Source organism: Aeromonas sp. R3-1 (assembly GCF_040908345.1).
Taxonomy (GTDB): domain Bacteria; phylum Pseudomonadota; class Gammaproteobacteria; order Enterobacterales; family Aeromonadaceae; genus Aeromonas; species Aeromonas veronii.
Genome location: NZ_JBFODN010000235.1, coordinates 1 through 15,413, shown reverse-complemented (window position 1 = coordinate 15,413; position 15,413 = coordinate 1). Strand labels below are relative to the sequence as shown.

17 protein-coding genes are annotated in these 15,413 nt (G+C 46.0%); 10 read left to right on the top strand and 7 right to left on the bottom strand.

Features of this window, described 5'->3' with window-relative positions:
• A partial coding sequence (locus AB5Y85_RS15260; protein ID WP_368221711.1) for a hypothetical protein occupies nt 1–749 on the bottom strand: 749 nt, incomplete at its 3' end.
• A gap of 177 nt (nt 750–926) precedes the next feature.
• Here AB5Y85_RS15260 and thiI point away from each other — a divergent pair.
• A complete protein-coding gene (gene thiI / locus AB5Y85_RS15255) occupies nt 927–2,375 on the top strand; it encodes a tRNA uracil 4-sulfurtransferase ThiI (protein WP_257687579.1) in 1,449 nt (482 codons plus the stop codon).
• 76 nt (nt 2,376–2,451) lie between these two features.
• Here the strand turns inward: thiI and AB5Y85_RS15250 are convergent, their stop codons facing one another.
• On the bottom strand, nt 2,452–2,844 hold the full coding sequence (locus AB5Y85_RS15250) for a hypothetical protein (protein WP_005333978.1): 393 nt from the start codon (nt 2,842–2,844) through the stop codon (nt 2,452–2,454).
• A gap of 100 nt (nt 2,845–2,944) precedes the next feature.
• Nucleotides 2,945–3,577 (bottom strand): trimeric intracellular cation channel family protein, encoded by a 633-nt coding sequence (locus AB5Y85_RS15245; RefSeq protein ID WP_005333975.1) that lies wholly within the window; start codon nt 3,575–3,577, stop codon nt 2,945–2,947.
• Between the two features lie 373 nt (nt 3,578–3,950).
• Here AB5Y85_RS15245 and AB5Y85_RS15240 point away from each other — a divergent pair, with 373 nt between their 5' ends.
• Nucleotides 3,951–4,856, top strand: coding sequence for a flagellin (locus AB5Y85_RS15240; protein ID WP_047437434.1), 906 nt, complete (start codon nt 3,951–3,953; stop codon nt 4,854–4,856).
• 226 nt (nt 4,857–5,082) lie between these two features.
• Here the strand turns inward: AB5Y85_RS15240 and AB5Y85_RS15235 are convergent, their stop codons facing one another.
• Nucleotides 5,083–5,289: a hypothetical protein gene (locus AB5Y85_RS15235; RefSeq protein WP_240533581.1), complete on the bottom strand. Its 207-nt coding sequence runs from the start codon at nt 5,287–5,289 to the stop codon at nt 5,083–5,085.
• 146 nt (nt 5,290–5,435) lie between these two features.
• Between AB5Y85_RS15235 and AB5Y85_RS15230 the strand changes: the two genes are divergently transcribed.
• Genes AB5Y85_RS15230 through AB5Y85_RS15205 form a run of 6 tightly spaced genes read left to right on the top strand, consistent with a single transcriptional unit; the run spans nt 5,436 to nt 11,082 of the window.
• A complete protein-coding gene (locus tag AB5Y85_RS15230) occupies nt 5,436–6,338 on the top strand; it encodes a flagellin (RefSeq protein ID WP_047437437.1) in 903 nt (300 codons plus the stop codon).
• A 36-nt stretch (nt 6,339–6,374) separates the two neighbouring features.
• Nucleotides 6,375–6,800 (top strand): flagellar protein FlaG, encoded by a 426-nt coding sequence (locus tag AB5Y85_RS15225; RefSeq protein WP_047437440.1) that lies wholly within the window; start codon nt 6,375–6,377, stop codon nt 6,798–6,800.
• Nucleotides 6,801–6,825: 25 nt separating this feature from the next.
• Nucleotides 6,826–8,226: a flagellar filament capping protein FliD gene (gene fliD, locus AB5Y85_RS15220; protein ID WP_257687578.1), complete on the top strand. Its 1,401-nt coding sequence runs from the start codon at nt 6,826–6,828 to the stop codon at nt 8,224–8,226.
• Between the two features lie 23 nt (nt 8,227–8,249).
• On the top strand, nt 8,250–8,672 hold the full coding sequence (gene fliS / locus AB5Y85_RS15215) for a flagellar export chaperone FliS (RefSeq protein WP_047437446.1): 423 nt from the start codon (nt 8,250–8,252) through the stop codon (nt 8,670–8,672).
• Nucleotides 8,672–8,995, top strand: a complete 324-nt coding sequence (locus AB5Y85_RS15210) for a hypothetical protein (protein WP_101529423.1) — start codon at nt 8,672–8,674, stop codon at nt 8,993–8,995. The genes fliS and AB5Y85_RS15210 overlap by 1 nt, the downstream gene beginning before the upstream one ends.
• Entirely contained in the window at nt 8,995–11,082 is a 2,088-nt protein-coding gene (locus AB5Y85_RS15205) for a 6-hydroxymethylpterin diphosphokinase MptE-like protein (protein WP_101529422.1), read from the top strand. The genes AB5Y85_RS15210 and AB5Y85_RS15205 overlap by 1 nt, the downstream gene beginning before the upstream one ends.
• A 69-nt stretch (nt 11,083–11,151) precedes the next feature.
• Here the strand turns inward: AB5Y85_RS15205 and AB5Y85_RS15200 are convergent, their stop codons facing one another.
• The 3 genes from AB5Y85_RS15200 to AB5Y85_RS15190 are packed head-to-tail and all read right to left on the bottom strand — an operon-like array spanning nt 11,152 to nt 13,665.
• Entirely contained in the window at nt 11,152–11,820 is a 669-nt protein-coding gene (locus AB5Y85_RS15200) for a trans-aconitate 2-methyltransferase (RefSeq protein ID WP_081990708.1), read from the bottom strand.
• A gap of 47 nt (nt 11,821–11,867) precedes the next feature.
• Complete coding sequence (gene pseI / locus AB5Y85_RS15195; RefSeq protein WP_101529421.1) at nt 11,868–12,914, bottom strand: pseudaminic acid synthase; 1,047 nt, start codon at nt 12,912–12,914, stop codon at nt 11,868–11,870.
• 37 nt (nt 12,915–12,951) lie between these two features.
• Nucleotides 12,952–13,665: a hypothetical protein gene (locus AB5Y85_RS15190; RefSeq protein WP_101529420.1), complete on the bottom strand. Its 714-nt coding sequence runs from the start codon at nt 13,663–13,665 to the stop codon at nt 12,952–12,954.
• A 66-nt stretch (nt 13,666–13,731) separates the two neighbouring features.
• On the opposite strand from AB5Y85_RS15190, the gene AB5Y85_RS15185 reads away from it, so the two are divergent.
• Both AB5Y85_RS15185 and AB5Y85_RS15180 read left to right on the top strand, forming a co-directional pair.
• Nucleotides 13,732–14,562: a bifunctional 2-polyprenyl-6-hydroxyphenol methylase/3-demethylubiquinol 3-O-methyltransferase UbiG gene (locus AB5Y85_RS15185; protein ID WP_047437462.1), complete on the top strand. Its 831-nt coding sequence runs from the start codon at nt 13,732–13,734 to the stop codon at nt 14,560–14,562.
• Nucleotides 14,563–14,582: 20 nt separating this feature from the next.
• On the top strand, nt 14,583–15,221 hold the full coding sequence (locus AB5Y85_RS15180; protein WP_162504336.1) for an HAD family phosphatase: 639 nt from the start codon (nt 14,583–14,585) through the stop codon (nt 15,219–15,221).
• Nucleotides 15,222–15,413: the final 192 nt, after the last annotated feature.

The following is a 15,413-nucleotide window of genomic DNA, read 5'->3' as shown; positions in this document are numbered from 1 at the left end:
TGAGCCTGCTCAAAGCGGGTCAGGGCCGCCGGGTCGGCATAGCCGCTACCCAGCATGGTGAGCAGGTTGTCGAGGGCCAGATGAAATTCGGCCAACTGCTGGCGAAAGCCGCTGCGCCCGCGCAGGGCAATCAGCTCTGCAAACGGAATGTCGGCCAGGTGAGTGGGCACTTGCAACGGGATCTCGAGGAGGAAGCAATCCTGACCGCCGCGATTGTGGTAGCGGGATTCGAGCAGATGGAGCAGGCGGTCGAGATAGTCGTGATCGGTAATAAGCGCCCCGTCATTGGCGAGTGCCCACTCACGGGCAAGGCGCATGGAGATCAGGTTGGCAAAGCGTCGCGCCATTCTGATCCCCCCCTCATCCCGGGTCGCAAAGCCGTGAGTCAGGCAAAAGCCGTGCAGCCGCTCCAGCCCCACCTGATCCGGGCAGAAGCAGTCGTGGTTGGCCTCCTGACGCCAGCGACCAATCAGCTCCTTGTTGCCAAACACCTTGTGGCGGACGAAATCGGGGGCCACCAGGCCGCTTATCTGGCTCTCCAGTTGCGGGGTAATGGCGGCAAAGAAGGCGGCATCGGGCCGCTCGGCCAGCAGATCGGTCTGCTGTTGAAGGGTATCGAGCAGGGCGGTGAGACCGCTCTTTTCGCTGACGGTGAAGACGAAGGCGAGCCGCTCCAGATAGAGCAGGGCAAATTTGAGCCAGAGCTCGTCGCGTACCTCCATGCCGGGGTAGTAGATGTAGGTCTTCATCGGATCAGTCTGTTGTCAAAAATCTGGCGAGGCGCAGGGTCGGGAATATACGCAAGATTGGCGCTGCACGGCAAACACTGCGTGGGGTAATGTGAGCAAACGCTCATCCAGTAGGCGCTGGCCACAAAGTTCTGATATAATTCGCGCCCTTAAATCAAGGTCACCCGAGTCATTACCATGAAGTTCATTATCAAGCTGTTCCCGGAAATCACCATCAAGAGCAAGTCGGTTCGCCAGCGCTTTATCAAGATCCTGCAGGGCAATATCCGCAATGTCCTGCGCCGCTTCGACGACGATGCCCGCGTACGGATGGATTGGGACAAGCTGATTGTGAGCTCCCGCAATGACCAGTTCCGCGAGCAGGCTATCGAAGCCCTGGCCTGTATTCCGGGCATTCAGGCTTTCCTCGAGGTTCAGGCCAGCAAGTTTACCGATCTGCACGACATCTTCGAGCAGGTGAAAGCCGTATGGGGCGACCAGCTCAAGGGCAAAACCTTCTGCGTGCGCGCCAAGCGCCACGGCAAGCATGAGTTCTCCTCCCTCGAGGTTGAGCGTTACGTGGGCGGTGGTTTGAACCAGCACTGCGAAAGCAATGGTGTGCGCCTCAAGAACCCGGATGTGAAGATCAACCTCGAGATCGACGGTGAGGAGCTCTTTATCGTCAGCGCCATCCATCAGGGCCTGAGCGGCATGCCCATCGCGACCCAGGAAGATGTGCTGAGCCTGCTCTCCGGCGGTTTTGACTCCGGTGTGGCGTCGTTCCAGTTCATCAAGCGCGGCTGCCGTGTGCACTACTGCTTCTTCAATCTGGGCGGTGCGGCCCACGAGATCGGCGTCAAGCAGGTGGCCTATCACCTGTGGAACCGTTTCGGCTCCTCCCACCGAGTACGTTTCACCGCGGTGGACTTCGAGCCGGTGGTTGCCGAGATCCTCGAGAAGATCGACAACGGTCAGATGGGCGTGGTGCTCAAGCGGATGATGATGCGTGCTGCCGCCAAGGTGGCCGATGAATTCCAGATCCCGGCGCTGGTGACCGGCGAGTGTGTGGGTCAGGTCTCCAGCCAGACTCTCACCAACCTGAACGTGATTGACCGGGTCACCGACAAGGTGATCCTGCGCCCGCTCATCACCTGGGACAAGCCGGATATCATCAACGAAGCCCGCCGCATCGGCACCCTGGAGTTCGCCGAAACCATGCCGGAGTATTGCGGTGTCATCTCCAAGAAGCCGACCGTGAAGGCCGAGCTCTCCCGCATTGAAGAGGAAGAGGCCAATTTTGACTTCTCCATTCTGGACAAGGTGGTCTCCGAGGCCCGTTACCTCGATATCCGCCGTATCGGTGAAGAGACTGCCGCTGAAGTGCAAGAGGTGGAAACGACTCAGGTGCTGGGCGCTGACGAGGTGATCCTGGATATCCGCTCTGCCGATGAACACGACGAGAAGCCGCTGGTGGTGGAAGATCGTGAAGTACTGCATATCCCCTTCTTCAAGCTGGCCACCGCCTTTGGCGATCTGCCCAAAGAGAAGACCTACCTGCTCTACTGTGATCGCGGCGTGATGAGCAAGCTGCAGGCGCTTTACCTGAAAGAGAAAGGCTTTGCCAACGTCAAGGTGTACCGCCCGTAATCGTGTTTTTTACCTTCAATAAAAAAATCCGGCCAATGTGCCGGATTTTTTTATTTCACAGAGTGGGCCCTGACTATCAGGGACAGGGAACCGGAGTGAAGGAGTCTTGCCCCTGACAACGCCAGCCCATTTCCGCCTCCCGCATCTGCCACAGGTTGTTGCTGCGATAGAGGGTCAGGATGTAGATCATGTCGCTCTTGCTGCCGTCGAGGGCGACCGAGAGCACCAGATCATTGTCCAGCTGCTGGGCATGGATGCGGCTGGGCGTGTCACCATGACCGACGAATCGCAGAGCTACCTCACGGTAGTCATTAACCCAGTTTTGCTGTTGATGGCTTGCCTGGCGTATCTGCTGGTTGAACTGCTGCACCGGCGCCGAGGCCAGTCGTCCAAATACCACTTGTGCTTCGGCGTGGGCTGCCGTCACGTTCGCCAGGAGAAGGGTGGTAAGCATACCGATTTTGCGCATGAGAAGTTCCGGCTAACAACGACTGCTTCTATGACAACAGAAAAGCCTATTTGGTTCAACGCGCGGCCCACAGCGACATGATGACGCTGTGGGCCTGCTCTCAATTGCGTTGCAGGGAGAAGGTCGGTAGCGAAAGATGCCAGTAGATAGCCGCGACCCGCAGGCCAAACACGGCCGTCATGCAGATGAGCATGGCCGTTACCCTGTCCATGTTTGCCTCCAGCGCCAGGGTATAGAGAATGCCGCCGAGGATACAGGCGGTGGCATAGATCTCTTTTTGCAGCACCATGGGGACCTCCCGCGCCAGTACATCGCGGATCATGCCACCGGCTACCCCGGTCATGGTGCCCATGATCACGGCAATCAGCCCCGGGGTGCCGAAGTTGAGGGCCTTCTGGGCACCGATCACGGTAAAGAGGGCCAGTCCGAAGGCATCCGCCACCGGCAGTACATACCAGGGCATCCTGCGGGGCAGTTTGACCATCCACATACCGATCAGCGCCGTCGCAATGACGACCCAGATATAGAGCGGGTCTCGCACCCAGAATACGGGGGTGGCTCCCAGGATCATGTCACGGATGGTGCCGCCGCCGATGGCAGTGACCGCCGCCAAAACCATGACGCCAAACCCGTCCATTCTGAGTCGGCCAGCCACCAATACCCCTGAAAACGCGAATACCGCAGTACCAAACATGTCGCTGATGTAAACAATCTGCTCAACCAGTGTCTGCATGGAGAACAACTCACGCCAAATTGTTGATGGGGCCGCGATTTTAGGGGCTGGTGAGCCCAATCGCCAACAGTGCTCGACAAAATTGAGAGTCGGGACGGATTTTTTCTCGCAGCACGAACGGTAGTGTCTCGTTTGCCCCCTGCCGTTGGCTAGCTTCAGAAGATTGAGTCTGTCACTGGTTTTGGCCCGATTTTTTCCTTAAGTATCCCCCCGACCCGCCGATATATAAGGTAAGCGGCGTTAATGCGATGAAGCGTTGAAAAAAATGCTAAAGACATCCAAAAACGAGCCGTTAAATAAGACGCATCGGGCACAGAAAATAATAAAGCCAGAGCAAATAGAAGAGTAAATTTAATAGCTTAGGAGAATAGTCATGGGCCTTTTTATCAACACTAACGTTTCATCACTCAACGCTCAGCGTAATATGATGAACGCGACCAAATCACTGGATACTTCCTACACTCGACTGGCATCTGGTTTGCGTATCAACAGCGCCAAAGATGATGCCGCGGGTCTGCAAATTTCCAACCGCTTGACCTCTCAGATCAACGGTCTGGACCAAGGTAACCGTAACGCGAATGATGGTATCTCTCTGGCACAAACTGCGGAAGGGGCCATGGATGAAGTGACCGGCATGCTGCAGCGTATGCGTACTTTGGCACAACAGTCGGCTAACGGTTCCAACTCTGCCAAGGATCGTGAAGCACTGCAAAAAGAGGTCGATCAACTGGGTGCTGAAATCAACCGTATCTCTACCTCTACCACATTTGCAGGGACCAAACTGTTGGATGGCTCTTTCAGTGGTATTTTTCAGGTGGGAGCCGATGCGAATCAAACTATCAGCTTTAGTCTGAGTCAAAATGCGGGTTTTAGTATCTCGGGTATTGCCGAAGCAGCCAATACAACAATAACAGCGGCGAGTGGCGGTGCTCTGGCTGTTTCCCTCATCTTTACTAGCGGATCTACAGCTGGTGGTATTAGCATCAGTACTCAAACAAATGCTCAAAACGTTTTGGCTGCAACCGATGCCATGTTGGCAGTTGTAGATGGCAAGCGTGCTGAGCTGGGGGCAGTACAGAACCGGATGGATTCGACCATTCGCAACCAAGCCAATATCTCGGAAAACGTCAGCGCAGCTCGTTCCCGTATCCGAGATGCAGACTTTGCCATCGAAACTGCCAATATGACCAAGCAGAATATCCTGCAGCAGGCAGCTTCCAGTATCCTGTCTCAGGCCAACCAGAGACCTCAGTCAGCACTTCAACTGCTGCAAGGCTAACAAAAGAAAACAGGGCGGTTGTTCAGGCCGCCCTGGTCAAGAGATGGAACAAAGGGGTGTTCGGGTCGCACTCTGTTCTATCGGGAGAGATATAATTCTCTACTAGTAATGCCAAGTGTTGTCCAGCTGTTCAGTTCTGTCACGCTTGGTCATATTCTCCTGAGCATATGCTCATCTTTAGGCCGGTTTACCGGCCTCTTTTTATTGTGTCGCCAAATTGACGTCACTATGTCTTAGCATGAACCGTGCCAATGTTCCTCATGCCGTAAACTGGGTCATCATCAGCGGTGAGTTGCATGGTGATGCTGCTCAATTCATGTTCTGTTGCCGCCAGCCGGATAAAAGTTGCCGCTTTAGGCAACAATTTTCCTAAAGCTTGTCTCTGCGCTGCCGTTAAATAAAGTGAAGCAATCGAGGGGTGTTCGGAATCCAACGTTTGCACTACTGCGGGTGGCCTGTTCGTTCAAACAGACACCCGCCTGAAGAGACAGGAATGTTCAACCTTCTCTTCAAACGGTGGGACGTCGTGCGGTTTTGACGACGCAACCCGCAGTCGCATGTTCTTCGGGAGAATTTATTATGGCCATGTTCATTAACACCAATACGTCATCACTGAACGCCCAGCGTAATTTGATGAATACCACCAAATCTCTGGATACATCATATACCCGTTTGGCATCTGGTTTGCGTATCAACAGCGCAAAAGATGATGCGGCGGGTCTACAGATCTCCAACCGTTTGACTTCCCAGATCAACGGTCTGGATCAGGGTAACCGAAATGCTAACGATGGTATCTCTTTGGCTCAGACTGCCGAAGGGGCCATGGATGAAGTCACCGGCATGCTGCAGCGCATGCGTACGTTGGCTCAGCAATCCGCAAACGGCTCCAACTCAGCTAAAGATCGTGAAGCTTTGCAAAAGGAAGTTGACCAACTTGGCTCTGAAATCAACCGGATTTCGAAAGACACGACTTTTGCCGGTACCAAGCTCTTAGATGGTAACTATAGTGGTATCTTTCAGGTCGGTGCTGATGCTAACCAAACAATCAGTTTCAGTTTGACCCAAAATGCTGGTTTTAGTATCTCTGGTATTGCAGAAGCGGCAAATACAACGGTCACTGCTGCAAGTGGTGGTACTTTGGCCGTGTCACTTATTTTTACTAGTGGATCTACTACGGGTGGCATCAGTATCAGTACTCAGACGAATGCACAGAACGTATTGGCAGCGGTGGATACTATGTTGGGGGTAGTCGATAGCAAACGAGCCGAGCTTGGTGCGGTACAAAACCGATTAGATTCGACTATTCGTAACCAAGCTAATATCGCGGAAAACGTTAGTGCCGCTCGCTCTCGCATCCGTGATGCCGACTTTGCAACCGAGACTGCTAACATGACCAAGCAGAATATTCTGCAACAGGCCGCATCCAGTGTCTTGGCTCAGGCTAACCAGAGACCGCAGTCTGCTCTTTCCCTGCTTGGGTAATGAGTAGACCAAGCTGACTAAGATGGGAGAGATAAGATGGCAACCGAAATAGGCAATCTGTCATCTGCCAATGGCGCTTCCTTACAGCTAAGTGACAAGAGCGGCCAAGTGGCCGCTCAACTGCTTTCTGGCGTGGTAGAGGATGCCGGGACTTTACAGCAGAAAAGTCAGGAGCAGCCCAAGGAAACTGAGCTTCAACAAGTGCATAGTCGGGCAGATATTGAAAAACAGGTACAAAACTTGCAAGAGTTTGGGAAATTGCAAGGATGGACAGTTAATTTCAGCATGGAGAAAGAGTCTGGCCAGATGGTAATAAAGGTAATGGACTCTGATACCCGCACGGTGATCCGCCAGATCCCTACGGAAGAGTTGATTGCTATCCACAAGCGGATCCAGGCGTTGCAGCAAGGTGAAGCAGGGGCAAACCCTAAACGCGGGCTTTTGTTTGATCGCGAGATTTGAATCGAATTGATGAGGAGAAGATAACATGGCCATTACTTCTGCCGGGGCGGGCTCTGGGCTTGATCTTGAGAGTGTGATCTCTGCTAGCGTGGCTGCCAAGAAGGCCCAGCTACAGAAACCCATTTTGACCAAGCAAAACAGCACCCAGATCAGCATATCTGGTATAGGTCAGCTGAAGTCATCCCTCACCGCATTCACTGATATTCTCGATACTTTGAGCAAACCAGGGGCTTTCAACAAGCGAGCCGTCACCATCACCCAAGATAAAGATAACCCGGTGATGAAGGTGGAGAGTAAAAGTGGTGGCTCCAATGGCCAGTACAATATTACAGTCAATAAATTGGCTACCACTAGCCGTGTCGAAGGTGAATTTGCCAGTTCGACTACCCCACTTGTAACTCAAGATGGTCAATTAACTTTTAAAGCTGGTACCAAGGAGTTTAAGGTTGATGTCAAAGCAGGGGATACACTGCAAGACATTCGTAAAAGTATCAATAGCAATGGAGATAACTTCGGTCTTAGTGCAAATATCGTCAATACTGCAGATGGTAAGGCGAAATTTGTTATTGACTCCGGTATATCTGGAGATGGCAACGATTTGGTGATCTCTGGCAATAATTCTGAGCTTGATATATTTGCAACTGGTGCAGCTGGTTCTGTGATGAGCCAGAAGCAAGCTGCTAGTAGTGCTGAAATTACTGTTGATGGTAATACACTGAAAAGTGATACCAATGTGTTTGACGACTCTATTCAGGATTTGAAATTAACAGTTTTACGTGTATCCGATAAAGAGAGTGATGGCACGACTCTGAAATCCAATAAAGTTGCGATAACAACAGATAAAACTGCGATTCAGGATATGGTCAAGCAGTTTATTGATGGTTATAACGCGCTTCAAGATAAAATGGATGCTCTGGGCAAGCGTAATAGTATTGTTGGTGGAGTTCGACAAGATGATGGTGGCGCGCTTGCTGGTGATACGAGCACACGTACCATTAGCAGTTTTATGGCTAATACTGTAACAAATAAAGCAGGTACCAGTACGACTTACTCAACCATCTTCGAAGTAGGTATTAAGATGGACAACAAAGGCAAGTTGTCTCTGGACAAAACAAAATTTGATGAGGCCGTTGATAAAAACTTTGACCAGGTCGTTGGGCTTTTCGGTGGAGAAAAGGGCATTGCTGCAACCTTGAACGCAGGTTTAAAAGAGTATTCCAAGTCTGGCGGTATGCTGGATCAACGTACAGATGTTTTGAATGCTGATCTGCGTAGCTTGAATCAGAAGCAGGCCACATCAAATGCTCAATTGGTTAAATACGAAGCTTCACTACGTGCTCAATATGGTAGCCTGGATGCCTTGTTAGTGAAAATGAATCACTCTGCGTCAGCGCTGCAATCATTACAGATTAATAACAAGAAATAAATTGATATTACGAGGAGTAGGCGATGTACCAGCGTAATCTAAAAGCATATAAGGCAACCAGTGTCGCTGCTGACTTGGCTGTTGCTGATCCTCATCGTGTGATTCAACTCATGATGCAAGGTGTACTTGAGCGTTTGGCTCAAGCCAAAGGGGCAATTGAGCGTCGTGATATGGAAGCAAAATCTACAGCAGTATCGAAAGCTCAGGGGTTATTACATGGTTTGCAGGATGCACTTGATATGAGTCAAGGGGCTATTGCTGAAGATCTATATAGCCTCTATTCCTATATGGATGAACGAATTTGGGATGCGAGCTTGGCATTGGATGCGACCCCGATTGAAGAGGTCATGGCTTTGATGGTAACTATAAAATCTGGTTGGGATCAGTTACCCGAGTCTGCTAAACAACAGGGCTATCAGATGAGACAGCAACTGGGTGAGTTGTAATGACCACTTTAGCCTCTCTGCAACAAGCACTCACAGAAAACTACGAGCAACTTCAATATCTATTAGCCAGAAAAAGCTATGTTGACGCACTGAGCTGTATGGATTACCGGATTTCTTTGATTGATCGTTTGCTACATCTCGTTGAAAGTGAGCCTTCACTGAAACAAGATGCCACTGTACTGGCTACATTACTTTTTCGACAAGAAGAAAGCATGAAAAAAGTGGCATCTGATCACCATCAACTCATTTTCAATAAGTTATCTGCGATCGGGCTAGCGAGTAAAGCAAAACGAATTTATAGTGCGAATCGCAAGGAGTTCTGATGTCGGAAAATATTGATGATATTTTGAAAAAAGCCGAAGGTGTTGCTTTACGACTAAAAGAACGTACAGAGCAAGAAGCTGCCATGTCGGTGGCCTTACCACTTCGTTTCTCTCAGAATATTGCTGCATTTCGTAAGTATATCCCCCATATTGCAGATATGTATGAGTCATATCAACCAATCCGACCATTTCGTTTCTTTTGTAATGAAAATGGCCAGCCAAATATGGCTTGGATTGATGATGATGTCGCGGTATATGGTGATGAACCGTATCTTATTTGTGAGACGTTGGTTAAAGAGTTCATGGATAAAGGAGGCTTATCCAAGTTCTCATTTAGTCAAGAAGCCAATCCACTCGGATTTATGCATGTTGAGTATCTTAATAAACTCAATGCTTATCTTGATGATATTGCTATTCGAGAAGAACCATTAAAAAAAGTACCAACTGAAGTTCCTACCGCACTAGTGTTTGGAGTTGGGTTGGGTTATCACCTTGGTTATCTTTATGAACAATGTAAAATTGGAACTTTATTTCTTTTTGAACCAGATTTAGATCTTTTTTATGCATCTCTTTTTTGTTTCGATTGGGCACCTCTGCTTGATTATCTACATCAAGAGAATCTTGGTTTACATATTCTGTTAGGGCAGGATGAAGAAACTATTTTTAGTGATTTTTCAACAGCAATTCATAAGCGAGGATCTTTTCTTATTGCTAATGCCTTTATTATGTGGGGCTATCAGAATGATCAAATTAAGGAATTGATGGAGAGTATTCAAAAGCAATTTTATTTATTAGTAATGGGATGGGGTTTTTTTGATGATAACCTCATTGCACTTTCTCATGCTGTAGATAATATTCAGCGCTCAGTACCATTTATTAATAATGAGAATAAACTACCAACAAAGTATCAACGCATCCCAATTTTTGTGATCGCTAATGGCCCATCCCTCGATACTTCCCTCCCTGTTATTGAAAAAAATAGAGATAAAGCTATCTTGATCTCTTGCGGCAGTGCTATATCAGCTTTGCATAAAGTTGGTATAAAACCAGATATTCATGTTGAAACAGAACGGACTAAGATTGTCTATGATTTTCTAGCCAACTTGAATGATCCCGATTATCTGAAGGACATTTTCTTTCTTAGCACAGATGTAATTCACCCTTACTGTTCTACGTTATTTGATAATTCTGCTTTGTTTTTTAAGGCTAGTGAGCCAGGTGTTATTCTTTGTCATGTTAACTTCCCTAACTTAAGAAAATATACATCTATTGGCGGAGTCAACCCATTAGTTGGGAATGTTGGTGTGAGTGCACCAGTGCACCTTGGGTTTAAGAATATATATCTGTTTGGTCTTGATAATGGCTACAAGCAAAAAGGGTATCATCATTCAAAGTATAGTGCTTATTATAATAGCAAGGAAGGTGCTGATGCACTTGGTGATTTAATGTATGGAGATAGTCAGTGGCAGCATGAAGGTAACTTTGGTGGTGTCGTAATAAGCAATGCCATGTTTAATACTTCCCGAAGAATAATTGAACAAGTATTAGCTGCGAATGAATATGTTCAGTGTTTTAACTGCAGTGATGGCGCTAAAATTGAAAAAGCAAGAGCACTTCCTGATAGAGAGATCAGTTTTTCAAAAGTAATAGATAAAACAGAGATAATTCAACAAATTATGCAGTTATCTGCCCCGATCCCTTTGTCAAAAGAAGATTTCAAGCCATATCTTGATATTGATTTTTTTGATGTATTGGTCGATAAAATGATGGGTGAGTGGCAACATGAGTTTTCATCTAGAAATGAAATTAATCAGTTGATGTTGCGCAATATGGGTTATCTCTCACAGATTGCAGTAACTCGACAAAAACATATATCTCAGATCATGATTGGCTCAATGAACTATGTGTTTACTCTATTGAGTTCCATTCTTTACTCTTTTGAGGGAGAGGAGAAAACAATAGAACTGATGAGGCCAGCGATCTGCTTATGGTTAGATTTTTTAGCAAAAGCAAAAGAAATGTATCCAAGATCTTTCGATAGTGTTGATATGGTTGATAATGAAATTATGTCATTTTTTAGAAAGTAATGATGTTTCTGATGTGGTGAACAATGCATTATTCTTTTTGTGGGAGGCTAATGCCTCCCTTTTTTATTATTAATTTGGGTGGGGATATGGATTTTTTGCATCAAGAAGCTGCGAGTCTTTTTTCAATAGTTGAACAGAAACCAATGCATCTGGTTCCAGCTCGTGAGTACCATCATGATGCATGACGTGCTCAAATACTCGACAATAACTTGGGTGCCAACTGAACATATTACTGTAATTCATTTTATAGCTAAATAGATTGGCATGATGTTGGTAGTCATTTCGATAGTGCCCTGTCGGAGGACAAAAATCGTAAACAGCCATTACGCCCTTGTCTACGAGCAATCTGTCACTATTAGCCGCAATGGTGAACAAATCCTGTGGGTCGCATAGATATAAACAAAAACCGAAAATAATCAGATCGACAGGTTTAATATCAGGTAAACCATCTGCAGTTCCAACGCTTAGATTTAATTTGGGATAGCTCTTAGCCCCATCCTCAATCGCTGTTTGTGATGGATCTATTCCATAGCAGGTGGCACCATAATAATTAGCCAGCTGTGCCAATCGCCAACCATTGGCGCAGCCAATTTCAAGAATTCTTTTCGGTTGGTAGCCGATGTTTTGTAGTGCTATGAATATGGGATCATTACTCAGCGATTTTTGATTGATGCAGAATTTATTCCTCTCATACCATGCATCAGCCTCTTCTTTCATGAATACGCTTTTTTGTTTCATATAACATACCTTGTAATATGAGTGTTATAACTTAATTCTTTAAGGTTTTATAAGAAATCATCGAGATGAACGGCTTTTCCTCGCTTAATATCTTGGCGAGCTTTTTTCCCTAATATTAGTGGCAATGCTTCAGGTGGCAACCCATAGCCTGGCCGGATCCGTCGGATGTGTTCCGGCTTTATGATGGTGCCCGCAGGGATGTCAGTAACAAAATACAAAGAACGACGAAATCTCAGGTTTGCCTGTTCAGCATGGTTACCACCACTTTCTCCGGACCCCACAGCTTGCCAGCAGAGTTTTGCCTGGCTACAGAGTTCTTTCAGTTCATGTGGTTCAATGGAGAACTCGGCATCCGGGCCGCCATCAGCGCGAGCCAAGGTCAGGTGTTTCTCTATGGCTACAGCGCCCAATGCTATTGCCAGCTGAGCGGCGGTATTTCCCAGCGTGTGATCAGAGAGACCAACGGGTACTGAAAATGTCTCTGCTAAGCGGGTAATCCGCTTGAGATTGATATCAGCAAGAGGGGTTGGGTAGCCACTGACGCAATGAAGTAGCAGGATCTGTGGGCAGCCATTTTCACGCAAAATGGTCAGGGCCTTGGCAATTTCAATTTCATTCGACATGCCAGAAGAGATAATGACCGGCTTTCCTTGCTGAGCTATGTAGCTGAGCAGGGGAAGGTCGGTAATTTCGAATGAGGCAATTTTGTATGCGGGAGTACCCAGTTCTTCCAAAAAATCAACAGCACTCTCATCGAAGGGAGTTGAAAAAATGGTCAATCCGCGTGACTTCGCTCGTTCAAAGAGAGGTCGGTGCCATTCCCACGGGGTATGTGCCAGGGTGTAAAGCTCGTAAAGTGTATAACCATTCCATAATCCGCCCTCGATGTGAAAGTCGGGCAGATCACAGTTGAGTGTCATAGTGTCGGCTGTATAGGTCTGTAGTTTGATTGCATCAGCACCAGCATCAGCTGCAGCATCTACTAATGCTAATGCTCTGCCTAGATCCCCGTTATGATTACCAGATAATTCGGCAATAATGTAAGGTGGGGAATTCTGATCAATCAGACGGCCATTTATTGAGAAAGGAATCATAGATAAATACTCACGTGGTCTATTTATATTTGTTAATTTATCTTTTTTTTAAGAAAAATTCCATAATTGCAACAGAAATAGAGGATATGTTTTGTCTTTCCATTGCAATAAAATCAATAATTATGCTCCTAGGGATAAAAATAATTGATTCATACTCAAAAGAGCGGACTGTTGTAAAGCAGTGATTAATCGTATCTTGGCTTGCATCGCTATACATATAAACACCAATATCTAGCACAGATGCTTCATGGTCAATAACATAGCAAAAAGGAGTTATTGTGCGAAGCATATCTGGGTTTATCCCCATTTCTTCATATAGCTCAGTCAGCAATTGTTGCTTGAAGTCATATATATTCAGGTTGTTTGTTATGGACGCATCTAACCCACCACTTGGTACTAACTCCCAGAGTTCTGCATCTTGGGTTGTGAATTTGGCTCGTTTTCCAAAAACAAAACCATCTTTACATTCCAGAATGCCAGAAACTGCAATGGGCATTATTTGAATTTTTTCAAGAAGCCCCGGATGGCTTTTTTTTGAAAAGAAAAATTTGTAATTATCGATGACTGATGTAATTTTGTTTGATGAGTCTGATATGCAAGAGAGTATACTTCCATCGAAAAGGCGACTGTTTTTTCTTTGCGCTTCACGCCAAATTTTATCGACTATAGTAAGCAGTGCATCATCATGTTTAGCTCGATCTCTTTCTATGAGAAGCACTGCGTTATTTGAAAGCTCATGCACGCTTAGCATATTATATCTTCCCTTAAAGTGGAATCTTATGCTATCTTAACAGATAGTATGTATGGAGGTAAACTTATGAAAGATAAATTTGATTTGATTCAGATTCATGAGCATTGGAAAAATTGGGCTATTACCTATGGCACCGAGCTCCGGGCTACCACTAAAACGGGAACAGCAAAACTAATCGAGTTGGCTGAATTAAAAAAAGCCATTTCATCTTTGAAAGAGTCGCTCCCAATTAACTCGAGAATCTTGGAGATCGGTTGTGGCAATGGTCACAATATTTTTTCTTTGTATGAAGTCTTTCCTAATTATAGATACCAGGGGATAGATTTTATTGAAGAAATGATTATGTCGGCGGAGCAACTTAGGCAAAGCAAACTAATCGATAGTGAATCAATATGTTTTAATGTGGGTAATGTTCTCAATTTGGAATGTCCGGTTGAGAAATACGACTTAATTTTTACTGTTCGATGCTTGATAAACCTAAATACAGACTCGCTGCAAATGAAAGCCATTGCTAATATAGCAGAAAAAATAAAATCAGGTGGGTATTTTTTGATGCTTGAAAATTCTATAGGCTCTTACTCGAGACAAAATCATTTGCGAACACTTGTTGGTCTTGAGGAGAGAGAACCAGCGGAATTTAATCATTTTATGAATGAAAAGCTGGTTCATGATGAATTAAAATCGTTGGGTTTCGTTGAAATTAAAAACAGCTGTTTCTCAACATTGCATGATATCGTTCTTTATGTTCTTCTGCCCATGATTAATGGTGGCAAAGTCGACTATGAAAACCCCATGGTTGAAGCTGCTGCAAAATTATCATGTGCTCTAACTGAAGATAACTATGGAATGTTAGGAGATTATGGCCAAAACAGATTGTATCTATATAAAAAACAATAATGTTTTGTCAAGGTAAATGCATGAAAGGGATTTTTTTTGACTTTGATGGAACATTGGTTCAAAGTTTGGAGTCAATGTTTCATGTTTATTCTTTATTCCTGTCTCGAAGGGGAGAACCGGCGTCTAAAATTGAATTTGAAAAGTTAAATGGGCCTCCTTTAATCGAGGTTGTTCGTTGTCTAAAGGAGTGGCGCAATTTACCTGAAAGCAATCAATTATTGCTTGCTGAGTATAATGATTTGATAGATGAATCATATATTAATTCTCCCCCTAGTGTAGGGGCGATAAAGTTGATTCATGAGGCGGTGAAGCATTCGTATCGTTTAGTTATAGTGACATCGAATAAGAGAAGTAGAGTTGAGGCATGGTTAGCTCTGAATGGCTTGACGGACACCTTCTATTTAATTATCGATGGCGAAGATGTTCGTAATGGGAAGCCTCATCCTGAACCATATCTGCTTGCACTGAAAAAATCGCGGTTGTGTCCTAGCAATGTTGTTGCGGTGGAGGATTCTATCCAAGGTGCTACATCTGCTCTCCAGGCAGGTCTAGTTACTTATTTACTTACAGACACGTTGGATATTCCACAAGAAAAGAATGACTTTAAATGCATTCGTTCTCTATCAGATTTGACAATTTCATTATTTAGTGAAAAGTAATTGTGGTTTTGAGTGGTAAATATATTCAGGGGTAAATGAATTATTTCAATGTAATTATTGAAGTCTGTTATGTAACATATACAAGTTAACTAAATAGTGTGTATGGAGATGGTATTCACCTGACAGTTGCCCACAAAAGGGAGTGGTCATACGGCTTCAAACCGGATAACAAAACGGTACCCCTACCGTGTT